22 protein-coding genes are annotated in these 25,853 nt (G+C 62.0%); 7 read left to right on the top strand and 15 right to left on the bottom strand.

The features are described from left to right. Nucleotides 1-152 precede the first annotated feature (152 nt). From purU to AO268_RS10920, 7 genes are all read right to left on the bottom strand, one after another. Nucleotides 153-1,010: a formyltetrahydrofolate deformylase gene (purU, locus tag AO268_RS10950; protein WP_029296961.1), complete on the bottom strand. Its 858-nt coding sequence runs from the start codon at nt 1,008-1,010 to the stop codon at nt 153-155. A 123-nt stretch (nt 1,011-1,133) separates the two neighbouring features. After that, nucleotides 1,134-1,766, bottom strand: a complete 633-nt coding sequence (locus tag AO268_RS10945) for a sarcosine oxidase subunit gamma (protein ID WP_076962290.1) — start codon at nt 1,764-1,766, stop codon at nt 1,134-1,136. Between the two features lie 132 nt (nt 1,767-1,898). After that, nucleotides 1,899-4,916: a sarcosine oxidase subunit alpha gene (locus AO268_RS10940; RefSeq protein ID WP_099168670.1), complete on the bottom strand. Its 3,018-nt coding sequence runs from the start codon at nt 4,914-4,916 to the stop codon at nt 1,899-1,901. Further along, nucleotides 4,913-5,215, bottom strand: coding sequence for a sarcosine oxidase subunit delta (locus AO268_RS10935; protein WP_076962292.1), 303 nt, complete (start codon nt 5,213-5,215; stop codon nt 4,913-4,915). The genes AO268_RS10940 and AO268_RS10935 overlap by 4 nt, the downstream gene beginning before the upstream one ends. A gap of 15 nt (nt 5,216-5,230) precedes the next feature. Further along, nucleotides 5,231-6,481, bottom strand: coding sequence for a sarcosine oxidase subunit beta (locus AO268_RS10930; RefSeq protein WP_076962293.1), 1,251 nt, complete (start codon nt 6,479-6,481; stop codon nt 5,231-5,233). A gap of 22 nt (nt 6,482-6,503) precedes the next feature. Next, complete coding sequence (locus AO268_RS10925) at nt 6,504-7,757, bottom strand: serine hydroxymethyltransferase (RefSeq protein WP_076962294.1); 1,254 nt, start codon at nt 7,755-7,757, stop codon at nt 6,504-6,506. Nucleotides 7,758-7,991: 234 nt separating this feature from the next. Beyond that, on the bottom strand, nt 7,992-8,720 hold the full coding sequence (locus AO268_RS10920; RefSeq protein ID WP_099168669.1) for a TraX family protein: 729 nt from the start codon (nt 8,718-8,720) through the stop codon (nt 7,992-7,994). A gap of 90 nt (nt 8,721-8,810) precedes the next feature. Here AO268_RS10920 and AO268_RS10915 point away from each other — a divergent pair, with 90 nt between their 5' ends. The 3 genes from AO268_RS10915 (at nt 8,811) to AO268_RS10905 (ending at nt 10,873) form a co-directional block, all read left to right on the top strand. Continuing rightward, complete coding sequence (locus AO268_RS10915; RefSeq protein WP_099168668.1) at nt 8,811-9,851, top strand: threonine aldolase family protein; 1,041 nt, start codon at nt 8,811-8,813, stop codon at nt 9,849-9,851. A gap of 214 nt (nt 9,852-10,065) precedes the next feature. Continuing rightward, nucleotides 10,066-10,266 carry a hypothetical protein gene (locus tag AO268_RS10910; RefSeq protein ID WP_099168667.1) on the top strand — a complete coding sequence of 67 codons (201 nt, stop codon included), beginning with the start codon at nt 10,066-10,068 and terminating at the stop codon, nt 10,264-10,266. A 73-nt stretch (nt 10,267-10,339) separates the two neighbouring features. Then, nucleotides 10,340-10,873, top strand: coding sequence for an REP-associated tyrosine transposase (locus tag AO268_RS10905; RefSeq protein ID WP_099168666.1), 534 nt, complete (start codon nt 10,340-10,342; stop codon nt 10,871-10,873). A 292-nt stretch (nt 10,874-11,165) separates the two neighbouring features. On the opposite strand, the gene gbcB is transcribed toward AO268_RS10905, so the two are convergent. Then, complete coding sequence (gene gbcB, locus AO268_RS10895) at nt 11,166-12,266, bottom strand: glycine-betaine demethylase subunit GbcB (RefSeq protein ID WP_076962299.1); 1,101 nt, start codon at nt 12,264-12,266, stop codon at nt 11,166-11,168. Between the two features lie 281 nt (nt 12,267-12,547). On the opposite strand from gbcB, the gene gbcA reads away from it, so the two are divergent. After that, nucleotides 12,548-13,843 carry a glycine-betaine demethylase subunit GbcA gene (gene gbcA, locus AO268_RS10885; RefSeq protein WP_076962300.1) on the top strand — a complete coding sequence of 432 codons (1,296 nt, stop codon included), beginning with the start codon at nt 12,548-12,550 and terminating at the stop codon, nt 13,841-13,843. 885 nt (nt 13,844-14,728) lie between these two features. Here gbcA and etfB read toward each other — a convergent pair. The 6 genes from etfB to AO268_RS10855 form a co-directional block, all read right to left on the bottom strand. Next, a complete protein-coding gene (gene etfB / locus AO268_RS10880; RefSeq protein WP_099168665.1) occupies nt 14,729-15,499 on the bottom strand; it encodes an electron transfer flavoprotein subunit beta in 771 nt (256 codons plus the stop codon). A gap of 15 nt (nt 15,500-15,514) precedes the next feature. Then, nucleotides 15,515-16,735, bottom strand: a complete 1,221-nt coding sequence (gene etfA / locus AO268_RS10875) for an electron transfer flavoprotein subunit alpha (protein WP_076962302.1) — start codon at nt 16,733-16,735, stop codon at nt 15,515-15,517. Then, entirely contained in the window at nt 16,735-18,672 is a 1,938-nt protein-coding gene (gene dgcB / locus AO268_RS10870) for a dimethylglycine demethylation protein DgcB (protein ID WP_099168664.1), read from the bottom strand. The genes etfA and dgcB overlap by 1 nt, the downstream gene beginning before the upstream one ends. Nucleotides 18,673-18,847: 175 nt before the next feature. After that, nucleotides 18,848-20,908, bottom strand: coding sequence for a dimethylglycine demethylation protein DgcA (dgcA, locus tag AO268_RS10865; protein ID WP_099168663.1), 2,061 nt, complete (start codon nt 20,906-20,908; stop codon nt 18,848-18,850). 15 nt (nt 20,909-20,923) lie between these two features. Further along, nucleotides 20,924-21,454, bottom strand: a complete 531-nt coding sequence (locus tag AO268_RS10860; protein ID WP_076962305.1) for a 4-vinyl reductase — start codon at nt 21,452-21,454, stop codon at nt 20,924-20,926. Nucleotides 21,455-21,523: 69 nt separating this feature from the next. Further along, nucleotides 21,524-22,501, bottom strand: a complete 978-nt coding sequence (locus AO268_RS10855; protein WP_032858660.1) for a dipeptidase — start codon at nt 22,499-22,501, stop codon at nt 21,524-21,526. Nucleotides 22,502-22,721: 220 nt separating this feature from the next. Between AO268_RS10855 and AO268_RS10845 the strand changes: the two genes are divergently transcribed. Then, nucleotides 22,722-23,123: a lysozyme inhibitor LprI family protein gene (locus tag AO268_RS10845; protein WP_076962307.1), complete on the top strand. Its 402-nt coding sequence runs from the start codon at nt 22,722-22,724 to the stop codon at nt 23,121-23,123. Between the two features lie 42 nt (nt 23,124-23,165). Beyond that, nucleotides 23,166-23,573 carry a DUF3010 family protein gene (locus AO268_RS10840; protein WP_099168661.1) on the top strand — a complete coding sequence of 136 codons (408 nt, stop codon included), beginning with the start codon at nt 23,166-23,168 and terminating at the stop codon, nt 23,571-23,573. A 162-nt stretch (nt 23,574-23,735) separates the two neighbouring features. Here AO268_RS10840 and AO268_RS10835 read toward each other — a convergent pair whose 3' ends face one another. Then, complete coding sequence (locus AO268_RS10835) at nt 23,736-24,680, bottom strand: GlxA family transcriptional regulator (RefSeq protein WP_099168699.1); 945 nt, start codon at nt 24,678-24,680, stop codon at nt 23,736-23,738. Nucleotides 24,681-24,873: 193 nt separating this feature from the next. Here AO268_RS10835 and AO268_RS10830 point away from each other — a divergent pair, with 193 nt between their 5' ends. Beyond that, nucleotides 24,874-25,812 (top strand): choline ABC transporter substrate-binding protein, encoded by a 939-nt coding sequence (locus tag AO268_RS10830; RefSeq protein ID WP_099168660.1) that lies wholly within the window; start codon nt 24,874-24,876, stop codon nt 25,810-25,812. Nucleotides 25,813-25,853: the final 41 nt, after the last annotated feature.

The following is a 25,853-nucleotide window of genomic DNA, read 5'->3' as shown; positions in this document are numbered from 1 at the left end:
AACTGCGGTGCCCCTTTGGGTGGGCAGCGCGTTTAAGTGCTCGGGTTACAGATGCTGTTTTTGCGTTGTTAGTAAGGGCCTCATCGCGGGCAAGCCCGCTCCCACATTCACACATCACCCTGTGGGAGCTGGCTTGCCTGCGATGGCGTCAGTCAGAGCACCACCGTTCTATTGGCGTTCAAAAACACCCGCCGCTCAATGTGATACCCCACCGCCCGCGCCAAGGTCAGGCCTTCGATATCCCGCCCCTTGGCAATCAAATCCTCTGGGTAATGACTGTGGTCCACCACCTCCACGCCCTGGGCGATGATCGGGCCTTCATCCAGGTCGTTGTTGATGTAGTGCGCGGTGGCGCCGACCAGCTTCACGCCCTTGTTGTACGCCTGGTGATACGGCTTAGCGCCCTTGAACCCCGGCAGCAACGAGTGATGGATATTGATCGCCTTGCCGTCGAGCTTGCGGCACAGCTCCGGCGACAGCACTTGCATATAACGCGCAAGGATCACCAGCTCGGCACCCGCCTCTTCAATCACTTGCCACACCTGGCGCTCCTGGGACGGTTTGTCGTTGGGGTCGAGGGGGAAATGGTAGTAGGGAATCTGGTGCCAGTCGGCCAAGGGCTTGAGATCGGGGTGGTTGGACACCACCGCAACCACGTCCATCGACAGTTGGCCGATGCGCTGGCGGTACAGCAGGTCGTTGAGGCAGTGATCGGCCTTGGACACCATGATCACCACTTTTGGCCGGTAGTTCGGCGCCGTCAGCTCGAAAATCATGCCAAAGGCCTCGCCACGGGTGGCCAGGCCATCGCGAAAGCCTTGCTCGTCGAAGCCATCGGGTTGGCGGAATTCCACACGGATAAAAAAACGCCCCGAGAGGCGGTCATCGAACGAATGGTGCTCGGTGACGTAGCAGCCCTGCTCGAACAGATAGCGGGTGACCGCGTCCACCGTGCCGAGCACGCTGGGGCAGTCGGCGGTCAAAATCCATGTATCGGGTGCGCGGCTCATTCTAGGTAACTCCTTGATCGTTCCCACGCTCTGCGTGGGAATGCCGGCATGGACGCTCTGCGTCCGTTATTGGGACGCGGAGCGTCCCGGGATGCGTTCCCACGCAGAGCGTGGGAACGATCATCAGGCTTGGACATTCAGGCCATACTCGGCCGAGGCATCCTGCAACCACAACCACCAGTAGTCCGAGAAGCTGCGGCGAATCACCAGTTCCCAGGTGTCTTGCGCGGTATGACGGATCACCAGCTGCGACTTGGCGAACACCGTGCCCACCGCCTTGCCCACCGGGAAGTTGTCGGGGTGCACGTCGTAGCTGGTGGACTTCATCAGCACGTCACGCACGTTCGGGCCGCTGAGTTCGAGGATCTGCTGGCCGCCACTGACGTTGACGACCTGGATGTGCAGATCGCCCAGGGCTGCGCGCAGGTTTTGCTCGGCGGCAAATTCTTCACCGCTGGGCACCACCAGCAGCCACTCATCCGGGCCAAGCCATTGCAGGCTGGTTTCGCCTTTGACGATGACTTGCAACGCGCCGGGCAATTCGATACCCAGGGCCTTGTGCACGCCGGCGGCGAAAGCTGCGTCATGGCCATCGCCACGAATGGTCAGGTGGCCCAGCAGTTTCTTTTCACGCACGGTCACACCGGCGTTCTTGCGCCCCTTGCCAACCAGGCTGGCAAGGTCGGCATGGTGCAGCGACGACTCGGCCTTGGCGCCGGTGGTGGGGCGTTGTTGGTAAACATTGGCTGCGGTCATAAAGCACCTGTGTTGAATTTGATCGTTCCCACGCTCTGCGTGGGAATGCCGCCATGGACGCTCTGCGTCCGCTCTTGGGGCGCAGAGCGCCCCGGGATGCATACCCACGCGGAGCGTGGGAATGATCAGGTGTCAGATGTTCTGCCGCTCGCCTTTCGGGTCAAAGAACACCGAAGACACAATCTCGGCCTCGATCACGCTGCCATCCGCCTGGGGCGAGAACACCCGCTCGCCCATACGCTTCAAGCCGCCCTTGACCACCGCCATCGCAAACGAATAGCCGAGGGAGTTGTGGGCATAGCTGGAAGTGACATGACCGACCATCTTCATCGGAATGCTCTGCTTCGGATCAAGCACCAGTTGCGCGCCCTCTGGCAGCCACACCTTCGGATCAATCGGCTTCAAGCCCACCAATTGCTTGCGCTCTTCACGCACGCAATCCTCGCGATTCATCCCACGCCAGCCGATCCACGAAAACGGTTTGGTACGGCCTACACACCAGCCCATGTTCAGGTCATCCGGGGTCATCGAACCATCGGTGTCTTGCCCGACGATGATGAACCCCTTCTCGGCCCGCAGCACGTGCATGGTCTCGGTGCCATACGGGGTCAGGTTGTACTGTTTGCCGGCCTCGACGATCTGCTCCAGCACGCCCATGGCGTAGTCGGCCTGCACGTTGACTTCATACGACAGCTCACCGGTAAACGAGATGCGGAACACCCGCGCCGGCACGCCGCCCACCAAGCCTTCTTTCCAGGTCATGAACGGGAAGCCGTCCTTGTCCAGGTCGATATCGGTGACCTCGCTCAACAGCTTGCGGCTGTTGGGCCCGGACAGGGTCATGGTCGCCCAGTGGTCGGTGACCGAGGTGAAGTACACCTTGAGGTCCGGCCATTCGGTCTGCTGGTAGATTTCCAGCCACTGCAACACCCGCGCCGCGCCGCCAGTGGTGGTGGTCATCAGGAAGTGGTTGTCGGCCAGGCAGGCGGTCACGCCGTCGTCGAAGACCATGCCGTCTTCCTTGCACATCAGGCCGTAGCGCGCCTTGCCCACGTCGAGCTTGGTCCAGGCGTTGCTGTAGATGCGGTTGAGGAACTCACGGGCATCCGGGCCCTGGATATCGATTTTGCCCAGGGTCGAGGCATCCAGCAGGCCGACGCTGTCGCGCACGGCCAGGCATTCGCGCTTGACTGCCGCGTGTAGGTCTTCACCGTTGCGCGGGAAGTACCACGGGCGTTTCCACTGACCGACATCCTCGAACTCGGCGCCGTTTTTCACATGCCAGGCGTGCAGCGCGGTGTAGCGCACCGGCTCGAAGATATGCCCACAGTGCCGGCCTGCCACGGCGCCAAAAGTCACTGGTGTGTAGTTGGGGCGGAACATGGTGGTGCCCATCTGCGGGATGCTCACGTTCAGCGAGCGCGCGGCAATCGCCAGGCCGTTGACGTTACCCAGCTTGCCCTGGTCGGTGCCGAAGCCCAGCGCGGTGTAGCGCTTGACGTGTTCCACCGACTCGAAGCCCTCGCGGGTCGCCAGTTCGATGGCGGCGGCGGTGACGTCGTTCTGCAGGTCGACAAATTGCTTGGGCGCCCGGGCAGTGGCTTTCTCGTGGGGCACCTGGAACAGCGCCAGGGTCGGCTCTTCCAGGCGCGTCAGGGCCTTGGGCAGCGTACCTTCCACCGGGGCAAACCCGGCTTCGCTGGCGGCGCGCACGCCACCTTCAAAACCATCGGCCAGGGAATCACCCAGACCATAGACACCGTTGATACCGCCCACACACACGCGTTTCTGCGGTGCCTCGCCCGGTACAAACCCGAGGATATCTTCACGCCAGGTCGGCTTGCCGCCCAGGTGCGAAGCCAAGTGCACCACCGGGCTGTAGCCACCGGAGCTGGCCACCAGGTCGCAGTCCAGCCACTCGCCAGGGCTGGTGACTGTGTGGGCTTTGACGTCGATGGCCGCCACGCGGGCGCCAGTGACGTGCTTGCTGCCACGGGCTTCGATCACGGCGCTGCCGGTAAGGATGCGAATGCCTTTGGCGCGGGCCTCTTCCACCAGCGCACCGCGTGGGTTGTGGCGTGCATCGGCCACCGCGACCACGCTAAGGCCGGCGTCAAACCAGTCCAGCGCCACACGGTAGGCGTGATCGTTGTTGGTCGACAGCAGCAGTTTTTTACCCGGCGCCACGCCATAACGGCGCACATAGGTCGAGACCGCACCCGCGAGCATATTGCCCGGCACATCGTTATTGCCGTACACCAGCGGACGCTCGCACGCGCCGGTCGCCAGCACCACACGCTTGGCGCGCACCCGGTGGATACGCTGGCGCACCACGCCAATCGGCGCACGGTCGCCGAGGTGATCGGTGAGGCGCTCGTGGATGGTCAGGAAGTTATGGTCGTGATAGCCATTGACAGTGGCGCGAGGCAGCAACACCACGTCCGGCAGGGCCTTGAGCTCGGCGATTACACTGGCGACCCATTCGGCGGCCGGCTTGCCGTCGAGGCTTTCGCGCGAGTCGAGCAGCGACCCGCCGAATTCTTCCTGCTCATCGGCGATGATCACCCGCGCGCCAGTGCGCGCAGCGGCCAGCGCCGCCGCCAGGCCCGCAGGCCCGGCGCCGACGATCAGCACATCGCAATGGCGGTTCATGTAGTCATAGGTGTCCGGGTCGTTCTCGGTCGGCGAGCGGCCCAGCCCGGCGGCCTTACGGATGTACTTCTCGTAGGTCATCCAGAACGATTGCGGGTACATGAAGGTTTTGTAGTAGAAACCCGGCGGCATCAGCTTGCCGCCGACCTTGCCGAGGATGCCCATCATGTCGTTGTTCACGCTCGGCCAGCCGTTGGTGCTGGTGGCGACCAGGCCCTGGTACAGCGCCTGTTGCGTGGCGCGCACGTTGGGGATCTGCGTGGCTTCGGTGGCACCGATCTGCAGCACCGCGTTCGGCTCTTCGGCGCCGGCGGCGAAGATGCCGCGCGGGCGCGAATACTTGAAGCTGCGGCCGATGATATCCACGCCATTGGCCAGCAGGGCAGCGGCCAGGGTGTCGCCTTCAAAGCCTTTGTAGCTCTGGCCGTTGAAGGTAAACGTCAGGGCTTTATTACGGTCGATGCGGCCACCGTTGGACAGGCGATTGATCTGGCTCATACCTTCTCTCCAGAGGCCTTGGCGGTGAATTGCGGCTTCTCGCCGATCTTGTAGGTTTCAAGAATTTCGTAGCTCAGGGTGTCGCGGGTGGCGTTGAAGTACTGGCGGCAACCGGCGGCATGGATCCACAGTTCGTGGTGCAGGCCACGGGGGTTATCGCGGAAAAACATATAGTCGCCCCACTCCTCGTCGGTGCAGGCATTGGGGTCCAGCGGGCGCGGGATATGCGCCTGGCCGGAAGCGTGGAATTCCTCTTCGGAGCGCAGTTCGCCACAGTGAGGACAGAAGATATGCAACATAGGGAATTTCTCCTGTTAGTGGGCGACGGCCGCAGCGCCGTGTTCGTCGATCAACGCACCGTTGTGGAAACGGTCGATGGAGAAAGGCGCCGCCAGCGGGTGCATCTCACCCTTGGCCAGGCTCGCGGCAAATACGTTGCCGGAACCGGGGGTGGCCTTGAAGCCACCGGTGCCCCAGCCGCAGTTAAAGAACATGTTCGGCACAGGGGTCTTGGAGATGATCGGGCACGCGTCCGGCGTGGTGTCGACGATGCCGCCCCACTGGCGGTTCATGCGCACCCGCGAGAGCACCGGGAACATCTCGACGATGGCCTGGATGGTGTGTTCGATCACCGGGTACGAACCACGCTGGCCGTAGCCGTTATAGCCGTCGATACCGGCGCCGATCACCAGGTCGCCCTTGTCGGACTGGCTGATGTAACCGTGCACGGCGTTGGACATGATCACGCTGTCGATAATCGGCTTGATCGGCTCCGACACCAACGCTTGCAGCGGGTGGGACTCGATCGGCAAGCGGAACCCGGCCAGCGAGGCCATGTGCCCGGAGTTACCGGCGGTGACCACCCCGACGCGCTTGGCGCCGATAAAGCCCTTGTTGGTTTCCACGCCGATGCACACGCCGTTGTCCTTGCGAAAGCCGATGACTTCGGTCTGCTGGATCAGGTCCACGCCCAGAGCGTCGGCGGCACGGGCAAAGCCCCAGGCCACGGCATCATGACGGGCCACGCCGCCGCGCCGTTGCACGGTGGCACCCAGTACCGGGTAGCGGGTGTTTTTCGAGCAGTCGAGGTACGGGATCTCGTCCGCGACCTGCTTGGCATTAAGCAGCTCGCCGTCCACGCCGTTGAGGCGGTTGGCGCTGACACGGCGCTCGGAATCGCGGATGTCCTGCAGGGTGTGGCACAGGTTGTACACGCCCCGCTGGGAGAACATCACGTTGTAGTTCAGGTCCTGGGACAACCCTTCCCAGAGTTTCATCGCATGCTCATAGAGGTGCGCCGACTCATCCCACAGGTAGTTGGAACGCACGATGGTGGTGTTGCGCGCGGTGTTACCGCCGCCCAGCCAGCCTTTCTCGACCACCGCCACATTGGTGATGCCGTGTTCCTTGGCCAGGTAGTAAGCAGTGGCCAGACCATGCCCGCCACCGCCGACGATGACCACGTCGTAGACCTTTTTCGGGGTCGGCGTGCGCCACATCTTCTGCCAGTTTTCGTGGTGGCTGAGGGAGTGTTTGAAGAGGCCGAAGCCCGAGTAGCGTTGCATAGGCATTACTCCAAAACCGCGCTCAGCGATAAACCGGGAAATCCGCGCACAGGGCAGACACGTGCTTGGCCACGTTGGCCTCGACATCGGCGTCGCCGAGGTTGTCGAGGATGTCGCAGATCCAGCCAGCCAACTCCACGCATTGCGCCACCTTGAAACCACGGGTGGTCACCGCCGGGGTGCCGATACGCAGGCCCGAGGTCACGAACGGCGACTGCGGGTCATTGGGCACGGCGTTCTTGTTGACGGTGATATGGGCGCGACCAAGGGCGGCGTCCGCGTCCTTGCCGGTCAGGCCCTGGCGGATCAGGCTGACCAGGAACAGGTGGTTATCGGTGCCGCCGGACACCACATCGTAGCCGCGCTTGATAAACACCTCGGCCATGGCCTGGGCGTTATCGATCACCTGTTGCTGGTAGGCCTTGAAGCCAGGCTCCTGGGCTTCCTTGAAGCACACCGCCTTGCCGGCGATCACATGCATCAGCGGGCCGCCCTGGGCGCCGGGGAATACTGCGGCGTTGAGTTTCTTTTCAATCGCTTCGTTGGCCTTGGCCAAAATCAGCCCGCCACGGGGGCCGCGCAGGGTCTTGTGGGTGGTGGTGGTGACCACATCGGCGTAGGGCAGCGGGTTCGGATACAGGCCCGCCGCCACCAGGCCGGCGACGTGGGCCATATCGACGAACAGCAGCGCGCCGACCTTGTCGGCGATCTGGCGAAAGCGTGGGAAATCCAGGGTCTTGGAGTAGGCGGAGAAGCCGGCAACGACCATCTTCGGCTGATGCTCCACGGCCAGGCGCTCGACTTCGTCGTAGTCGATCAGCCCGGTGTCGGTGTTGATGCCGTACTGCACCGCGTTGTACAGCTTGCCCGAGGACGACACCTTGGCGCCGTGGGTCAGGTGGCCGCCGTGGGCCAGGCTCATGCCGAGGATGGTGTCACCGGCGTTCAGCAGTGCCAGGTATACCGCACTGTTGGCGGACGAGCCGGAATGCGGCTGCACATTGGCGTAATCGGCACCGAACAGCTGCTTGGCGCGCTCGATGGCCAGGGCCTCGACTTTATCCACATGCTCGCAGCCACCGTAGTAGCGCTTGCCCGGGTAGCCTTCGGCGTATTTGTTGGTCAGGCCGCTGCCCTGGGCCTGCATCACGCGCTTGCTGGTGTAGTTCTCCGACGCGATCAGCTCGATATGATCTTCCTGGCGCTGCTCCTCGGCATTCATGGCCGCCAGCAGTGCATCGTCATATCCCTGGATCTGGTCTTGTTTGCTGAACATCGCGTCTCTCCCAGCCTTTCGTATTGTTGAGGCCCGTGCAGGGCCCTTTGATGCGATGGTAGGGCTGGCGCAAATCGACCAAATGCCTGCGCACGCCACGCAAAGGTGCGTTTACGACATTGCATGAGCGCCACTGAACAAATGTGGGAGCTGGCTTGCCTGCGATGGCATCCCCGCGATTGAAGCTGGCCCACCGCGGTGCCTGCATCGCAGGCGAGCCAGCTCCCACAGGGGTTAGGCGATGATCTGGCGCACGAGTAGCAGCAGCAGGAAATGCAGGGGGTAAAGGGCGTAGGCCCAGCGGCGCATGGCCGGGGGCGAGGCGCCTTGGGCATGTCGCAATAAGACCCGCCCAGCCAATGGCGCAATCAGGCATGTAGCCAACCCGAGCAGCGCCACGAGGTTGCCGCTATCGAGCAATACCTGCCATTGATTGGCCGCCACACACACCAAACCCGGCAACACGCTGAAATACCAGGGGCGACTAAACACCAACAACATCGCCAGCGGCAGCAATACACCAAAAAAGCCGAACATCAGTTGCGCCGAAAACACAGCACCGGCCAGCAGGGCAAGCAGCGCCAATCCACGATCAAACAGCGTCTTCTGCTGCCATCCCCGGGCAACCAGTAAACCCAACGCCAGGGTCGGCAGCACATTCAATGTATCGGCATCCTCGATAAACAGCCGATACGGCACCTCGCTGATCACGCTAAACAGCAACAACCAGCCCAGGTAACGCCACTGCCCGGTGACAGGCGCACCCCGGACCCGCTGCAAATTGGCCGCAATCGCCAGGCAAAACCACGGGAACGCCAGGCGCCCCGGCACGTACAGGCCATCGAGGCTCAAACCGACATAGCGCAGGTGGTCCAGCACCATGCTCAAGAGCGCCAGCCATTTGAGCAGGTCGAGGGCGCCGTCGCGCACACGCCTTACAGGAATCGTTTCAGTACCGTGCATAATTCCCCAGTGACTTTGCATTAACAGTGCGTGCGCCCGCCGGATATTCTTGGTTACAGTGCGCACCAACATCGACCACAGGAACGGGCCATGACCGACAAGAGCCAACAATTTGCCAGTGACAACTATTCCGGTATCTGCCCGGAAGCCTGGGCCGCCATGGAACTCGCCAACCAGGGCCATCAGCGCGCCTATGGCGACGATGAATGGACCCACCGCGCCGCCGACGGTTTCCGCAAACTGTTTGAAACCGACTGTGAAGTATTCTTCGCCTTCAACGGCACAGCGGCCAACTCCCTGGCCCTGTCCTCCCTGTGCCAGAGCTACCATAGCGTGATTTGCTCGGAAACCGCCCACGTCGAGACCGACGAATGCGGCGCGCCGGAGTTTTTCTCCAACGGCTCCAAGCTGCTCACCGCCCGCACCGAAAACGGCAAGCTGACCCCCGAGTCGATCCGCGAGATCGCCCTCAAGCGCCAGGATATCCACTACCCCAAGCCGCGCGTCGTGACCCTGACCCAGGCTACCGAAGTGGGCAGCGTGTACACCCCGGCTGAAATCCGCGCCATCAGCGCCACCTGCAAGGAACTGGGGCTGAACCTGCATATGGACGGCGCACGCTTCTCCAATGCCTGCGCCTTCCTCGGCTGCTCGCCAGCGGACCTGACCTGGAAAGCCGGCGTGGACGTGCTGTGTTTTGGCGGCACCAAAAACGGCATGGCGGTGGGTGAAGCGATCCTGTTCTTCAACCACAAGCTGGCGGAAGACTTCGACTACCGCTGCAAACAGGCCGGCCAGTTGGCGTCGAAAATGCGCTTTTTGTCAGCACCGTGGGTGGGCCTGCTGGAACACGACGCCTGGCTCAAACATGCGCGCCACGCCAACCACTGCGCCCAGTTGCTCAGCAGCCTGGTGGCGGATATTCCGGGTGTGGAATTGATGTTCCCGGTGCAGGCCAACGGCGTGTTCCTGCAACTCTCGGAACCGGCCATCGCCGCCTTGACGGCCAAGGGCTGGCGCTTCTACACCTTCATCGGCAAGGGCGGCGCGCGCTTCATGTGCGCGTGGGACACCAAGGAAGAGCGGGTGCGTGAGCTGGCGGCGGATATTCGTGAGGTGATGGGCGCCTGATCTCATCCGGGTGGCCGACCTGCCCCTGATCCGGCCACGGATACTGGCGGATTGCCGAGACTGTTTTTTGATATTTCTGACAGCCTCAAACCCGGATTGCATGGTCTAGCCTCTTGGAACCCGGAAGGAAATGGCCGCTGCAGAGGCCACCTTCCGGGCCATACTGCCTGCCGAATAATCGGCCGGAAACGGAAATCCAGCAGAGGGCTACACCATGGAAAATCAAAGCTTCGGTAACATCCTGCAAAGTGACACCCCACTCTCGACCACCCTCGTCGGCTGGGATGAGTTCAGGAAACTGGCAAAAGTCGGTGACATCATCCAGGAACCTGGCAGGGTTTTGAGAATCACCGAAAAAGTCTTTGAACCGACAGCTTCAGGCGAACAGTTCGCAATTCATATCTACGCTCGCTAACCCCTGATGATCGTTCCCACGCTCCGCGTGGGAATGCCTCTCAGGACGCTCAGCGTCCCTCAAGGATGAGCCTATGGGTAGAAGCCGCTACGTCATCACCGAACCCGAAAAACCACACTTCCTGACGTGTACCGTCATGGAATGGCTACCACTGTTCACCCGTGACTACCTCGTCAGCCATCTCCTGGATTGTTGGCGATATCAACAAAACCACCATGCCCTTAGCCTGTATGGCTACGTCGTCCTGGAAAACCACCTGCACTTCATCGCTCAGGCGCCTGACCTGAACAAATGCGTCAGCCAATTCAAATCCTTCACCGCTCGAACCATCATCGATGACCTGCACCGCAAAGGCGCTGAACGGGTATTACACCGCCTGCGCTTTTGCAAACGTGCACACAAGGTAGATCGGGTTTATCAACTCTGGCAGGAAGGCTCACATGCCGAGTTGGTGTACAGCGAGGCGGTGATGCGCCAGAAGCTTGATTACATCCACCACAACCCGGTGAAGCGGGGTTATGTGGACCTTGCTGAACACTGGAGGTACTCCAGTGCTCGTAACTATGTGGGCATGGAGGGGTTGATCGATATCCAGTGCTGGTCCTGAAGCTCGTGAAGATGAAGATCGTTCCCACGCTCTGCGTGGGCATGCAGCCCGTGACGCTCCGCGTCACATCACGCATAAGGGACGCGGAGCGTCCCAGGAGGCATTCCCACACAGAGCGTGGGAACGATTGTCAGGGGGGCAGAACTCGATCCGCACATCGCCCTTTGAAGATCGTTCCCACGCTCCGCGTGGGAACGCAGCCCGTGACGCTCCGCGTCACATCACGCATAAGGGACGCGGAGCGTCCCAGGAGGCATTCCCACGCGGAGCGTGGGAACGATCATCAGGGGGGTTAGAACTCGATCCGCACATCGCCCTTTGGCACGCTGCAACACGACAGGATGTAGCCTTCGGCTTCGTCTTCCTCAGTAATCCCGCCGTTGTGCTCCATCTCCACTTCCCCACCCAGCTTCATCACCTTGCATGTGCCGCAAATGCCCATCCCGCAGGCCTTGGGAATCAGCAGGCCGAGCTTGGCCGCCGCCGCATGCACGGTTTCCCCGGGCGCCACACGAATGCTTTTGCCCGACGAGATAAATTCCACCTGGTGCAAATCCGCCAGGTCGATTTCCGGCGCATCCGCAGCTTGCTCAGCCTGTTCTACCGCATCGGCCCGAGCTTCCGGTGGCGTGGCGCCGAAAGACTCCTCGTGGTAACGGCTCATGTCGAAGCCATTGGCTTCCAGCAGGCGCTTGACCGCATTCATGTACGGCGTGGGGCCGCAACAGAACACTTCACGCTCAAGGAAGTCCGGCACCATCAATTCCAGCATCTTGTGGTTCAGGTACCCACGATAACCGGCCCAGGGTTCGCCCAGGCCGTGCTTCTCGCAGATCAGATGCAAGCTGAAGTTATCGATCCGCGACGCCATATGCTCCAGCTCGCGGTGGTAGATGATGTCTTTGGGCGAACGGGCGCTGTGGATAAACGTCATGTCAACGTTGGCGTTGGTGTCGTAGAACCAGCGCGCCATGGACATCACCGGGGTGATGCCGACACCGCCGCTGAGGTACAGCACCTTCGGGCTTGGGAAGTCGATGGCATTGAACAGCCCGACCGGCCCGTGCACCGCCAGCTCCTGGCCTTCATGCAGGGTGTCATGCAGCCAGTTGGAAACCTTGCCGCCCGGCACGCGCTTGATGGTCACCGAGAAGCTGTAGGGCACCGACGGCGAGCTGGAAATAGTGTATGAACGCATGATCGGTTGGCCGTCGATCTCCAGTTCCAGGGTGACGAACTGCCCCGGCTTGAAAAAGAACAGGATCGGCTGGTCGGCCATAAAGCAGAAGGTGCGCACATCCCAGGTTTCCTGGATGACTTTGACGCAACGGACAATGTGCCGACCATTGGCCCAGGTCTGGGTGGTGACAGGATTCAGGAAGCTGTTGGACATGCTGTTCTCCACGGCCGTAGTTCGGCTTGATGCTGGCGATTCTGCGTAAGGCCGCCACCTGCCATTTACCTATCTGCGACATTCGCATACTTATCGCGACCAGCCCCCATGCCACTGGGGTTGCGCGTCGGGAACAGAGTGGGCCATGTCGTTAATGGATAAGGTTGCGGGCATCGCCGGGCCCACACTCGCAGCCAACAACGACGCTTTCTTTACGCCTTGCTGCAAACCTGATCAGCCACTTATCGCGGCCACACAGAATGGCCTTGAGGACACACACGATGGACGTCACCGCAACCTTGAGCTTGGGCGATCCGCTGGAACCCGCACGCAAGGCCACCGCGCAAATGCTGCAAGAGCGTGAGCGCACTTTTTCGCTGCCCCAGCCGTTTTACTCGGACCAGCGGCTGTTCGATATCGATATGCAGGAGATCTTCCAGAAGGAATGGTTGATCGCCGGCATGACCTGCGAAATCCCCAGCAAGGGCAACTACCTGACCCTGCAGATCGGCAAGAACCCGATCATCGTGATCCGTGGCGCCGAAGGCGTGGTGCATGCCTTCCACAACGTCTGCCGCCACCGCGGCTCGCGCTTGTGTACCAGTGACAAGGGCAAGGTCGCCAAGCTGGTGTGCCATTACCACCAGTGGACCTACGAACTGGACGGGCGCCTGTTGTTCGCCGGCACCGAGATGGGTGCCGACTTCGACATGAAGCAGTACGGCCTAAAACCGGTGAACGTAAAGACCGCCGGCGGCTACATCTTCATCAGCCTGGCCGAGAACCCGCCGGCCATTGATGACTTTTTGTCGACGCTCAACCACTACATGGAACCCTATGACATGGAAAACACCAAGGTGGCGATCCAGACCACCTTGTTTGAAAAAGCCAACTGGAAACTGGTGCTGGAAAACAACCGCGAGTGCTACCACTGCAACGCCTCGCACCCTGAGTTGCTGAAAACCCTGCTGGAATGGGACGACGTCACCGACCCCCGGGCCGACCAGGCCTTCAAGGACCATGTGGCCGCGTCCGCCGCCGCCTGGGACGCCGAGAAGATCCCCTACGCCCACGCCAGCTTCGGCCTGCGCAACCGCATCGTGCGCATGCCGCTGCTCAAGGGCACCGTGTCCATGACCCTGGACGGCAAGCAGGGCTGCAAGAAACTGATGGGCCGCATCCAGAACCCCGACTTGGGTTCGATGCGCATCCTGCACCTACCGCACTCGTGGAACCACTGCATGGGCGATCACATCATCGTCTTCACCGTGTGGCCGATCAGCGCCCAGGAAACCATGGTCACCACCAAGTGGCTGGTGCACAAGGACGCCGTGGAAGGCGTGGACTATGACGTCGAGCGCATGCGCCAGGTGTGGGACGCCACCAACGACCAGGACCGGCGCCTGGCCGAAGAGAACCAGCGCGGGATCAACTCCACCGCTTACCAGCCCGGGCCCTACTCCAAGACCTATGAATTTGGCGTGGTGAATTTTGTGGACTGGTACAGCGAGCGCATGCTCAACAACCTGGGGGCGGCACCGGCGCCGTACCTTAAAGGTGTCGCCGCACACGAATAACGGACACACCAGAGATCAAACTGTGGGGCTTGTGTGGGAGTGGGCTTGTGTGGGAGCGGGCTTGTGTGGGAGCGGGCTTGCCCGCGATTGCGGTGTATCAGTCACAGATTTGTTGGCTGACCCACCGTAATCGCGGGCAAGCCCGCTCCCACATCGGTTCTTTATCTGTTCATAAATTGATCATCACTGCTCCAGCCCACTACTGTCCTGCCCTCCAGCCATCCCCCAACAACTTATCCACAAAGCCACCCACAGTAATTGTGCGCAACTCCCCTTTACCCTCGAAATAAAACCAAGAAAATCCGTGACTTATTCAAAGCACCGGGTTTTATCCAACATTGATCAATTTTTAATCATTAGCTTGAAAACCACGTTCTATATGGCCTCCAGAGGATCGCAAACACCTTATCCACAGAAGCGCCAACAGACTTTGGGGGCAACTTTGGCCGTTCTGTGGAAAACCGTCTGCAACCGAGCAAAATCGAGGCTTTACGCGCGTAAAGCGATTGAAATGGCGATATTGATCATATTTCAACCAACTCACTGCAAGCCTCTATCCACATGGCCTGTAGCGGGTAGCGAACATCTTATCCACAGAAGCACCAACAGACTTTGGGGGCAACTCTGGCCCGGGCTTTTTCCTTATCCACAGAAAAAGCCCAGTAAAAACCGTCGCTTAGGTTGGTTGTTTTTCGTACAGAGGGCTACAGGGCACGATTTACATGGGGTGTGGACAGCCGCGAACAGGTTATCCACAGGTGGGTTAACAGGGATTGTGGGTAACACCGTAAACCCTGTGGGAGCTGGCTTGCCTGCGATGGCATCACCTGGGTGTAACTGAAAAACCGCGGTGCCTGCATCGCAGGCAAGCCAGCTCCCACAGGGTCAGCGCACCACGCCCTCTTCGACCAACAGCTTGAGAATCGCCTCGGCCCCCGCCTCAGGGCTCACCCCCTTGAGCACCTGCCCCCCGCCGCCGCTGGCCTTGGCCGTGGCAGCTTTCATGCGGTCGGCGCCGCTCTTGGCCTTGATCACCTTGAGCCGCTTGGGCCGAGGCTTGGCCGGTTGCAGCACGGCGCCTGTGAATAACTCATCGTCCACCACCTGCACCTCGTGCTCCTGCAACACGCCACGCTGGGCCGGGCCGTAGGCGCTTTGCCGTGGCTTGGGCCCGGCGTTATCCACCGTGGCCAGAAACGGCAGGCGTACCTTCAGGCGCCGCCGCTGACCGCGCGGCAGGGCTTGCAGTACCTGGGCCACGCCGCTGTCGATGGACTCCACCTGGGCCAGGCCGACGATCAGCGGCCAGCCCAGTTGCTCGGCCAACAGGAACGGCAACATGCCTGAGCCTTCGCCGGTTTCGGCCTGGCTGCCGGTGAGCACCACCTGGGCGCCAGCGTCCCGCAGGTAGTCACCGAGTACCGGCAAGGCATCGGCGCCAGCCGGTTGTTCCAGCACGTGCAACTGCGCCAGCCCCATGCCCAGGTAGGCGCGCAGGGTCGGTTCGGCAATGTCGCCGGCATGCAGCACTTGCAGGTTATCCCCAGCCAGTTGCAGCCCCAGCTCGACGGCGCGCGCATCCTGTTCGGCGCGGCGCGGCCGGCCGGAGGTCGGGTGGGCGCCTATGGAGACCAGGCTGATTACATGGGTGGTCATGGCCATATCCTTTGTTTAAGCCGCATCGCGCTTGGCGCCGTTGCGGTGGGCCTGGACCGCCGCGATCAAGGCCCGGAGAATGTCACCGCTGTCGCCGATCACCGACAAGTCAGCGCGCTTGATCATGTCGCAACCCGGATCGAGGTTGATCGCCACCACCTTGTCGCAGGCGCCGATGCCTTGCAGGTGCTGGATCGCCCCGGAAATCCCCACTGCCACGTACACCCGCGCAGTGACCCAGATACCACTGGCGCCGACCTGGCGATCACGGGCCATAAAGCCATCATCCACCGCCACCCGCGACGCACCTTCGGTGGCGCCCAGGGCGGCGGCGGTCTGGTGGAACAGGTCCCAGTCCTTGACCCCATTGCCGCCGGAGAAAATAAACTCGGCCTCGGCCATGGGGATCGCACCGGGATCCACCGCCACCGCGCCCAAATCCTCGATACGCGGCAAACTGCGCGCCAGGGTTGTGGATAACTCCACCGGCAACACGGCATGGCGCGTCTCGCTGACCGGATCGGCACACTCCACCGCCGCGAGGATCAGCCGTGGCAGCGCTCGCGCCAGGTCTTGCTGGCCCGCACCGGCACGGCCGATGCACTCATGGCCCTTGATCTGCCACACCCGGGTCGCCGGGCGTTCCTTGAGGCTGGCGGCAAAGCGTCGTCCCAGTTCGCCACCGCCGCTGCGGCTGTCGGGCAGCAGCCAATGGCGCGGGCGGAACTGGTTATCCACAGCCCGCAGGCCTTGCACCCGCTGCTCCGGTGAATAACCGTCGAATTCGTTGCCCTCCAGCACCAGCAGACGGTCCACGCCGGCCGTGTCGAAGGCACTCTCCTTATGCTCGCCAAATACCACCGCCAGCACCGCGCCGTCGCTGCCAGCGAGTTGCCGGGCCAGGCCCAGCAAGTCGCGGTCGTGGCTGCTCAGGCGGCCGCCGACCATGTCCGGCACCACGTTGATGTAGAACGCCGGGGCGGGCACCTGGTGCAGCGGCAACTGCACTTGCACCGCTGCCGTACGTTTGCTCGCGCCGCCCTGCTGGGCGCCACTGCGGTCGATACGCTTGATGCCGTTGGGGCCGATAAAACCGATGCCGTGCACATTTTTGCGCAGGATGCCGTTAGGCCCCATCCAGCTGTGCTGCTCCGGTTGCATCGCCGCATGCAGCGGGTGCAAGCGGTTGCGGGCGATCCATTCGGCCCGTGGGTCGCGGCGGATAATGTCGCTCATCAGTGGACCTCCGCGGGTACGCGTGTGTTCTTGGCCGGTGCCGCCTCTTCGAGCAAGGCATCCGCCACCAGCTCGGCAATGTCCTTGATCAGTGGGCGGGGCTCGACCACCCCTTCGAGCATCGCCGTGCACTGTGGACAACCTACGGCCACCAGCTCGGCGCCGGTCTCGCGGATGTCGTCCATGCGCATATCGGGGATGCGCTGCTTGCCGGGAATATCGGTGATCGGCGCGCCGCCCCCGCCACCGCAGCAACGGGAACGGAAACCCGAACGCTGCATCTCCTTGACCTCGATCCCCAGCGCCCGCAGCACTTGGCGCGGTGCCTCATACTCGCCGTTATAGCGGCCCAGGTAGCACGGGTCGTGATAGGTCACGCTGTTGCCTTTGTGTTGGCCCAGGTTCAGCAGGCCTGCGTCGATCAGTTCGGCCATGTAGGTGCTGTGGTGCTGCACCTGGTAGTGGCCGTCGAAGGCGCCGTATTCGTTTTTCAGCACATGGAAACTGTGGGGGTCGCAGGTGACGATGCGCTGGAAGCGGTACTTGGCCAGGGTCTGGATATTGCGCGCAGCCAGCAGCTGGAACGTCGCCTCATCGCCCAGGCGCCGGGCCACGTCGCCGCTGTCACGCTCCTCCAGGCCCAGTACGGCGAAGTCGACCTTGGCCGCCTTCAGCACTTTGACGAAGGCGCGCAGGGTGCGCTGGTTACGCATGTCGAAGGCGCCGTCGCCGACCCAGAACAGCACGTCGGTGCTGCCTTTATCGCCGAGCAGCGGCAGGTTCAAGTCCGCCGCCCAGTTCATCCGCCCACCCGGGGCAAACCCGCCGGGGTTGTCGGTGGCGATCAGGTTCTCCAGGACTTCGGCGCCCTTGTTCGGGGTCGCGCCTTTTTCCAGGGTCAGGTGGCGGCGCATATCGACGATGGCGTCTACGTGCTCGATCATCATCGGGCATTCTTCGACACAGGCGCGGCAGGTGGTGCACGACCACAAGGTCTCGGCGTCCACCAGGCCATTGACGATCGGTTGGTGCGGGTTGCCACTGTGCTCGCCGATGGCCTTGCCCGGGTAAGGGCTGCCGGCGAACTTGGCATCGGTGCCACCGGCCAGGCCGACCACCATGTCCTGGATCAGCTTTTTCGGGTTCAGTGGCTGGCCGGCAGCGAACGCCGGGCACGCGGCTTCGCACTTGCCGCACTGCACGCAGGCGTCGAAGCCCAGCAGTTGGTTCCAGGTGAAATCCTTAGGTTTTTCCACGCCCAGGGGCGCGCGTTTGTCGCTCAGGTCCAGTGGCTTCAGACCGGTGGAACGGCCACCGCCAAAGCGCTCGGCGCGGCGGTGCCAGGCCAGGTGCAGGGCACCGGCAAACGCATGTTTCATTGGCCCGCCCCAGGTCATGCCGAAGAACATCTCCGACACGCCCCACAGCACCCCCACACCCAGCAGCGCGGCCAGCAGCCAGCCACCGAAGTCGGCGGGCAGGATCCCGGCCACCGGCAACGTCAGCACAAAGAAGCTTACCGAGAACGCCATCAGGCTTTTTGGCAGGCGCATCCATGGGCCTTTGGACAGCCGCGACGGCGGGTTGCGCCGGCGCAGATAGACGAAGATGGCACCCACAAACATCAGCACCGAGGCCAGCAACAAGGCGTAGCCGAGGAGACGGTTATGCAGGCCAAAGCCGTGCACCAGGAGCGCCAGCAACGCCGACAACACAAAGCCCAGGGCCGTGGCGACGTGGGTGTTGGCGATGTATTTGTCGCGGGCGACCACGTGGTGCAGGTCGACCCTATAGCGCTTGGGCATGGCCAGCAGGCCGCCCAGCAGGTCGACCTTGGCGGCACGGCCACGGCGCCACATGTTCATCCGGCGCACAGCGCCGAGGACGGCCAGGCCCAGGGCGGCGAACAGCAGGATGGGAAGCACAGTGTTCAACATGGTAAAGCTCCCAAAGACCACGCAGGTCTACTGTGAAACCGGCCCTAAATGTGGGAGCGGGCTTGCTCGCGATGGCGGTGTGTCAGTAAACACATCCGGTGACTGACACACCGCCATCGCGAGCAAGCCCGCTCCCACATTTTTGACCGAGTACACACATTGGTTCAGTGGCGACTCAGAAATCCTTGCACAAGCGCAGGGCGTCATAGATCGCAGCATGGGTATTGCGCTGGGCCACACAGTCACCGATGCGGAACAGCAAGTAGCCCTCCCCCGGCTCGCTCAGGCACGGCTGCGGCTTGATCGCAAACAGCGCCTCGACGTCCATCTGCCCCTTGTTGCGCGCCCCTTGCTTGAGGGCGTAGTAGATTTCTTCATCCGGGCGCACGCCGTTTTCCACCACCACCTGGTCCACCACCCGCTCTTCCTTGGCGCCGGTGTATTCGTTCTCCAGCACCGCGATCAGCTTGTCGCCCTCGCGGTAGACCTTCTCCAGCATCATGTCGCCGGTCATGATCACTTCCTTGGGGTACATACTGCGGTAGTAGGTCGGGAATGACGTCCCACCGATGGCCACGCCCGGCTTGATGTCGTCGGTGACGATCTCCACCTGGCAGCCCTTGTCGGCCAAAAAGTCGGCCACCGACATGCCGGTGAATTCGCAGATGGTGTCGTACACCAGCACGTTCTTGCCCGGTGCCACCTTGCCGTCGAGCACGTCCCAGCTGCTGACCACCAGGCCTTCGGCCGCGCCCCAGTGTTCGTTCTGCTCGATAAACGGATGCCCGCCCACCGCCAGCACCACCACATCGGGGCGCAAATCGAGGATGGTCGCGGCATCCGCCGCCACGCCCAGGCGCAGGTCGACATTCAGCCGCGCCAGTTCCAGCTGGAACCAACGGGTGATACCGGCGATCTGGTCGCGCTGCGGTGCCTTGGAGGCGGTGGTGATCTGCCCGCCGATAAAGTCTTTTTTCTCCAACAGGGTCACGTCGTGGCCGCGCTCGGCAGCCACCCGCGCCGCTTCCATCCCGGCCGGGCCGGCACCGACCACCACCACTTTGCACTTGGGCCCGGTGGATTTCTCGATGATGTGCGGCACGCCCATGTATTCACGGGAGGTCGCGGCGTTCTGGATGCACAGCACGTCCAGGCCCTGGTACTGGCGGTCGATGCAATAGTTGGCGCCGACGCACTGCTTGATCTGGTCGATCTGGCCCATCTTGATCTTCGCGATCAGGTGCGGGTCGGCCATGTGTGCGCGGGTCATACCGACCATGTCCACGTAGCCGCCTTCGAGAATGCGCGTGGCCTGGTTCGGGTCCTTGATGTTCTGCGCGTGCAGCACCGGGACCTTGACCACTTCCTTGATCCCGGCGGCCAGGTGCAGGAACGGCTCCGGTGGGAAACTCATGTTGGGGATCACGTTGGCCAGGGTGTTATGGGTGTCGCACCCCGAGCCGACCACGCCGATAAAGTCGAGCATGCCGGTGTCGTCGTAGTATTTGGCGATCTGCTTCATGTCCTCGTGGGACAGGCCATCGGGGTGGAACTCGTCGCCGCACAGGCGGATGCCCACGCAAAAATCCGGGCCGACTTCGGCGCGTACGGCCTTGAGTACTTCCAGGCCGAATTTCATCCGCCCCTCGAAGCTGCCGCCCCATTCATCGGTACGCTTGTTGACCCGTGGGCTCCAGAACTGGTCGATCATGTGCTGGTGCACCGCCGACAGTTCCACGCCATCCAGGCCACCGGCCTTGGCCCGGGCGGCGGCGCTGGCGTAGTTGCCGATCACCCGCCAGATTTCTTCCGGCTCGATGGTCTTGCAGGTGGCACGGTGCACCGGCTCACGCACGCCGGAGGGCGACATCAACGTCGGCCAGTTAAAGCCGTCCCAGCGGGAGCGGCGGCCCATATGGGTAATCTGGATCATGATCTTGGCGCCATGCTTGTGCATGGCATCGGCCAGGTTCTGGAAGTGCGGGATGATGCGGTCGGTGGACAGGTTCACCGAACTCCACCACTCCTGCGGGCTGTCGATCGCCACCACCGAGGAGCCGCCACAGATCGCCAGGCCAATGCCGCCCTTGGCTTTCTCTTCGTAATACCTGATGTAGCGCTCGGTGGTCATCCCGCCGTCGGTGGCATAGACCTCGGCGTGGGCAGTACTGAGCACGCGGTTACGGATGGTCAGTTTGCCGATCTGGATCGGCGCAAACATTGCTTCAAAAGCCATGGCACGGTCCTCGGCTTACAACGGCTTGACGATGAACAGACCGTCGTCGTGGCCCTCTTCGGAGCCTCCGTAGACTTGTTCGGCGACGGTGCGGATGTTGCTGCCGCGCGCTTGCAGAATCTGGTCCATGGCGCCGGCAAACCAGCCGGTGAACATGTAGTCCACTTTGCGCCCGACCTTGCCGTACACATAGACAAAGGCCGAGTGTTCGAGCTTGACGCTGGCGGTGCCTTGGTCGAGGTCGATGTCCTGGATCTTGAACAGGCCCCAGCCGCGTTGCGACAGGCGTTTCATGTAGTGCTCGAACACCGCGACGCCTTCCAGGCCGTGGCATTCGGCTTCTTTTTCACACCAGTGCCAGGCGGATTTGTAGCCGGCCTTGTAGAGGATTTCGGCGTAGGCATCAGCGCCCAGCACCTCTTCGATGCCCATGTGGTTGTTGACGAAGAAATGACGCGGCACGTACAGCATCGGCAGGGCGTCGGAGGTCCAGACACCGGTTTCGCTGTCGACTTCGATAGGCAATTGCGGGGCGATCTTGGCCATGGAAACTCAACTCCAGAAAATTCGGTTTAGTGCCCGCCACACGGATGGCAGCGGGAAAGAAAGCAGGGCTTATTCGCCCCAGACGTCCTTGAGGACGTTGACCCAGTTCTCGCCCATGATCTTGCGCACCACGCGCTCGCTGTGGCCGCGCTTGAGCAGGGTCTCGGTCAGGTTGGGGAACTCGCCCACGGTGCGGATGCCCAGCGGGTTGATGATCTTGCCGAAGCTGGTCAGGCGGCGGGCATAGCCCTTGTCATGGGTCAGCATTTCAAAGAAATCCTGGCCATGGCCCTGGGTGAAGTCGGTGCCGATGCCAATGGCGTCTTCGCCAACGATGTTCATGGTGTATTCGATGGCTTCGGCGTAGTCATCGATGGTCGAGTCGATGCCCTTGGCCAGGAACGGCGCAAACATGGTCACGCCGACAAAACCGCCGTGGTCGGCAATGAACTTGAGTTCGGCATCGGATTTGTTGCGCGGGTGTTCTTTCAGGCCCGACGGCAGGCAGTGGGAGTAGCACACCGGTTTCTTCGATTCGAGGATGACTTCTTCGCTGGTCTTGGAGCCGACGTGGGACAGGTCGCACATAATGCCGACACGGTTCATCTCACCGACGATCTCGCGCCCGAAGCCCGACAGGCCGCCATCGCGCTCGTAGCAGCCAGTGCCCACCAGGTTCTGGGTGTTGTAGCACATCTGCACCACACCGACGCCGAGCTGCTTGAAGATCTCCACATAGCCAAGCTGGTCCTCAAAGGCATGGGCATTCTGGAAGCCGAAGATGATGCCGGTCTTGCCTTGCTCCTTGGCGCGGCGGATATCGGCGGTGGTCTTCACCGGGATCACCAGGTCGCTGTTCTCGCGGATCAGGGTCTGGCTGGCCACGATGTTATTGATGGTGGCCTGGAAGCCTTCCCACACCGACACCGTGCAGTTGGCGGCGGTCAGGCCACCCTTGCGCATGTCCTCGAACAGGTCGCGGTTCCACTTGGCAATGATCAGCCCGTCGATAACGATGCTGTCGGCGTGCAGTTCGGCTGGGCTCATCAGGCGTCCCCTTATTGGCAATTCATGCGCCGAATCGTCTGCCGGCGCTTTGGGGCCAGCATATGCCCAGGGGCTGACGGAGCCGGGTGCAAAAACGACAGGGGAATTGCCGAAAGCGTCAATCCACGACAAAGGGTGCACGGACGTGTCTGTTCTGCATCTGTTCTTTGGCCTACGCTTGAGCCAGAATTCGACCCATCCACTGATATGAGAAGGCGCAATGAAACCGATTTTCCTGGCTTTGGCACTCCTCGCCACCGGCGTCCACGCGGCCGAAGACACCGACAGCACCCCGTGTGATGGCATCGAAAACGACAAACAGACCATCGAATGCGCCGCCTACAACAAAACCACCGCCGAACAGCTGCTCAAGGATAACTACCAGGGCCTGCTGGAACGCATGGGTTCTACCTACGCCAGCAACAAGGCGCAGCTGGCGGACATCACCGCTCGTCTGAAGGATGCCCAGCAGAAGTGGGAAAAACTGCGGGATGCCGATTGCGCGGTGGACACCTTCCCGGCCGTCACCGGCACCAAGGCCTACGCCATTGCGCAGAATGACTGCCTGGCGCGGATGAGTGATGAGCGGTCGGAGTTTTTGGAGTCGATTGGCCAGGAATAAGCGACAATCGCGCCCTTCTTTCCTCTGAACCAAGGCCACCCCATGACGCTCTGCGGCATCGAAATCAAAGGCAGCGAAGCCATCATCGCCGTTGCCGCCCCGGACCTGACCCACATCGCCCTGGCCACCAAGAAAATCGCCCTCGAGGACGATGACGAGGCGGCCAACGTCAAAGCCTTCGCCAGTCAAGTGGCGGCGTTTGTACGCGCCAACGGCATCACCCGCATTGCAATCAAAAAACGCAGCAAAAAAGGCGAATTCGCCGGTGGCCCGACCACGTTCAAGATTGAAGGGGTGCTGCAGTTGCTCGATGGTGTTGAAGTGACGCTGCTGTCGCCGCAGACCATCAATGCGCAGAACAAGAAGCACGACTTTGCGTTGCCGGCGACGCTGAACAAGTATCAGCATGAAGCCTTCAAGGCGGCATGTTCGGCCTTGGTAAAAAAGTAAGCCCCACCACAAATCCAATGTGGGAGTTGGCTTGTGTGGGAGCTGGCTTGCCTGCGATGCAAGCACCGAGGTGTGTCAGTCACACCGCAGTGATGCTATCGCAGGCAAGCCAGCTCCCACACAAGCCAGCTCCCACATGGGGTCGGCGTATGCCCAATAGACTTACACCACCTCCCGCCGCCGATCCTCCCGTGGGCACTTGGCAAATCGCGCCCGGTAGCTGCGGGTAAAGTACGACGGCGACTCAAACCCACACGCGATACTCACTTCCAGCACGCTCATGCCGCTCTGGCGCAATAGCTGCCGGGCTTTTTCCAGGCGCAGGCCGAGGTAGAAGTTGCTTGGGGTGTCATTCAGATGCAGGCGGAACAGGCGCTCCAACTGGCGCCGTGTAACCTTGATCATCTGCGCCAGCGCCAGGGTGCTCAGGGGCGGCTCGGTGTGTTGCTCCATCTCGCCAATCACCTGCACCAGCTTCTGGTTGTTGATGCCGTAGCGCGTGGCAATCTGCATGCGCTGGTGATCCTTGCGCGGGCGGATGCGGCCCAGTACGAACTGTTCGGACACCTGGATCGCCAGTTCTGGGCCGTGGGCCTGGCTGATCAGGTCGAGCATCAGGTCGATGGAGGCGGTGCCACCGGCGCAGGTGATGCGCCGGCGGTCGATCTCGAACAGTTCCTGGGTCACCGTCAAGGCAGGATAGGATTCCTTGAAGGCATCGATGGCTTCCCAGTGCAGGGTCAGGCGGTAGCCGTCGAGCAGGCCGGCCTGGGCCAGGACGAAGCTGCCCGTGTCGATGCCGCCAAGGGTCACACCGTCATGGTCGAGGCGGCGCAGCCAGTGCTCCAGGGCCGGCGTCGCACACTCCAGCGGCTCAAAACCGGCCACTACCAACAAGGTCGCGCCTTTTTTCAGGGGCTCCAGCCCGGCGTCGGCATTGACTGACATGCCATTGCTCGCCAGCACCGCGCCGCCATCGGCGCTCAGCACGTGCCAGCGATACAGCTCGCCGCGAAAACGGTTGGCCACGCGCAACGGTTCGATGGCCGAGATAAAGCCGATGGCCGAGAACCCCGGCATCAACAGAAAGTAGAAATCCTGGGACATGGTGCGCACTCGCGGGACGGGCAGCGTGGCCCCTGTGATACGCCAGTTCCAGCGCCCATTCAAGGGCGCAGGTCGCACCAGTGCAAAAGTGGGTCGCCGCCGTGCGTTTTGCCGGGCAGCAAGCTGGGTAACTTGGCGGCACGGCGCACAAAGACGCCGGAACCCACAATAACGACCTGCCGAGGGATCCCTCATGAACCGACTGATCAGCCGCTGCGTGCTCGCACTCAGCGCCGTGTTGAGCACCAGCGCCTGGGCCGCCGATGCCGCCTCCTGCAAGAACGTGCGCATGGGCGTGGTGAACTGGACCGACGTGATCGCCACCAGCGCCATGACCCAGGTGCTGCTCGACGGCCTCGGCTACAGCACCAAGCAAACCAGCGCGTCCCAGCAAATCATCTTTTCCGGCATTCGCGACCAGCGCCTGGACCTGTTCCTCGGCTACTGGAACCCGTTGATGACCCAGACCATCACCCCGTTCATCGACGCCGGGCAGGTAAAAGTCCTCGACTCACCCAGCCTCAAGGATGCCCGCGCCACGCTCGCGGTGCCGACCTACTTGGCTGACAAGGGCCTGAAAACCTTCGCCGACATTGCCAGGTTCCAGAAAGAACTGGGCGGCAAGATCTACGGGATCGAGCCCGGTTCAGGGGCCAATATCCAGATCAAGGCGATGATCGCCAAGAACCAGTTCGGCCTGGGCAAATTCCAACTGGTGGAGTCCAGCGAGGCCGGCATGCTCGCCGCCGTGGACCGCGCCGTGCGCCGCAAGGAGGCCGTGGTGTTCTTCGGCTGGGCGCCGCACCCGATGAACGTCAATGTGCAGATGACTTACCTGTCCGGCAGCGAGGACGCCCTGGGCCCCAACGAAGGCATGGCCACGGTCTGGACCGTCACCACGCCGACCTACGCCGAGCAATGCCCGAATGTGCATAGGTTGCTGACCAACCTGACCTTCACCGCCGCCGACGAGAGCCGGATGATGCAACCGCTGCTGGAGCACAAGGACGCGCTCGAATCCGCCCGGCAATGGCTCAAGGATCACCCCCAGGACCAGCAGCGCTGGCTGGAAGGTGTGACCACCTTCGATGGCAAGCCGGCGGCGCAAAACCTGCAACTGAGCAGCAAATAACCTCTTTCAAAGCACCGCTTCGCAGCTGATACCGGCTGCGA

Source organism: Pseudomonas sp. ICMP 8385, assembly GCF_002699915.1.
GTDB lineage: Bacteria > Pseudomonadota > Gammaproteobacteria > Pseudomonadales > Pseudomonadaceae > Aquipseudomonas > Aquipseudomonas gessardii.
This window is presented reverse-complemented; position numbering and strand designations above follow the sequence as displayed.

Excerpts from the sequence above, each read along its gene's own strand:
- purU (WP_029296961.1), bottom strand. The coding sequence starts at position 1,010 with ATGAGCCGCGCACCCGATACATGGATTTTGACCGCCGACTGCCCCAGC.
- AO268_RS10945 (WP_076962290.1), bottom strand. The coding sequence starts at position 1,766 with ATGACCGCAGCCAATGTTTACCAACAACGCCCCACCACCGGCGCCAAG.
- AO268_RS10940 (WP_099168670.1), bottom strand. The coding sequence starts at position 4,916 with ATGAGCCAGATCAATCGCCTGTCCAACGGTGGCCGCATCGACCGTAAT.
- AO268_RS10935 (WP_076962292.1), bottom strand. The coding sequence starts at position 5,215 with ATGTTGCATATCTTCTGTCCTCACTGTGGCGAACTGCGCTCCGAAGAG.
- AO268_RS10930 (WP_076962293.1), bottom strand. The coding sequence starts at position 6,481 with ATGCAACGCTACTCGGGCTTCGGCCTCTTCAAACACTCCCTCAGCCAC.
- AO268_RS10925 (WP_076962294.1), bottom strand. The coding sequence starts at position 7,757 with ATGTTCAGCAAACAAGACCAGATCCAGGGATATGACGATGCACTGCTG.
- AO268_RS10920 (WP_099168669.1), bottom strand. The coding sequence starts at position 8,720 with ATGCACGGTACTGAAACGATTCCTGTAAGGCGTGTGCGCGACGGCGCC.
- AO268_RS10915 (WP_099168668.1), top strand. The coding sequence starts at position 8,811 with ATGACCGACAAGAGCCAACAATTTGCCAGTGACAACTATTCCGGTATC.
- AO268_RS10910 (WP_099168667.1), top strand. The coding sequence starts at position 10,066 with ATGGAAAATCAAAGCTTCGGTAACATCCTGCAAAGTGACACCCCACTC.
- AO268_RS10905 (WP_099168666.1), top strand. The coding sequence starts at position 10,340 with ATGGGTAGAAGCCGCTACGTCATCACCGAACCCGAAAAACCACACTTC.
- gbcB (WP_076962299.1), bottom strand. The coding sequence starts at position 12,266 with ATGTCCAACAGCTTCCTGAATCCTGTCACCACCCAGACCTGGGCCAAT.
- gbcA (WP_076962300.1), top strand. The coding sequence starts at position 12,548 with ATGGACGTCACCGCAACCTTGAGCTTGGGCGATCCGCTGGAACCCGCA.
- etfB (WP_099168665.1), bottom strand. The coding sequence starts at position 15,499 with ATGACCACCCATGTAATCAGCCTGGTCTCCATAGGCGCCCACCCGACC.
- etfA (WP_076962302.1), bottom strand. The coding sequence starts at position 16,735 with ATGAGCGACATTATCCGCCGCGACCCACGGGCCGAATGGATCGCCCGC.
- dgcB (WP_099168664.1), bottom strand. The coding sequence starts at position 18,672 with ATGTTGAACACTGTGCTTCCCATCCTGCTGTTCGCCGCCCTGGGCCTG.
- dgcA (WP_099168663.1), bottom strand. The coding sequence starts at position 20,908 with ATGGCTTTTGAAGCAATGTTTGCGCCGATCCAGATCGGCAAACTGACC.
- AO268_RS10860 (WP_076962305.1), bottom strand. The coding sequence starts at position 21,454 with ATGGCCAAGATCGCCCCGCAATTGCCTATCGAAGTCGACAGCGAAACC.
- AO268_RS10855 (WP_032858660.1), bottom strand. The coding sequence starts at position 22,501 with ATGAGCCCAGCCGAACTGCACGCCGACAGCATCGTTATCGACGGGCTG.
- AO268_RS10845 (WP_076962307.1), top strand. The coding sequence starts at position 22,722 with ATGAAACCGATTTTCCTGGCTTTGGCACTCCTCGCCACCGGCGTCCAC.
- AO268_RS10840 (WP_099168661.1), top strand. The coding sequence starts at position 23,166 with ATGACGCTCTGCGGCATCGAAATCAAAGGCAGCGAAGCCATCATCGCC.
- AO268_RS10835 (WP_099168699.1), bottom strand. The coding sequence starts at position 24,680 with ATGTCCCAGGATTTCTACTTTCTGTTGATGCCGGGGTTCTCGGCCATC.
- AO268_RS10830 (WP_099168660.1), top strand. The coding sequence starts at position 24,874 with ATGAACCGACTGATCAGCCGCTGCGTGCTCGCACTCAGCGCCGTGTTG.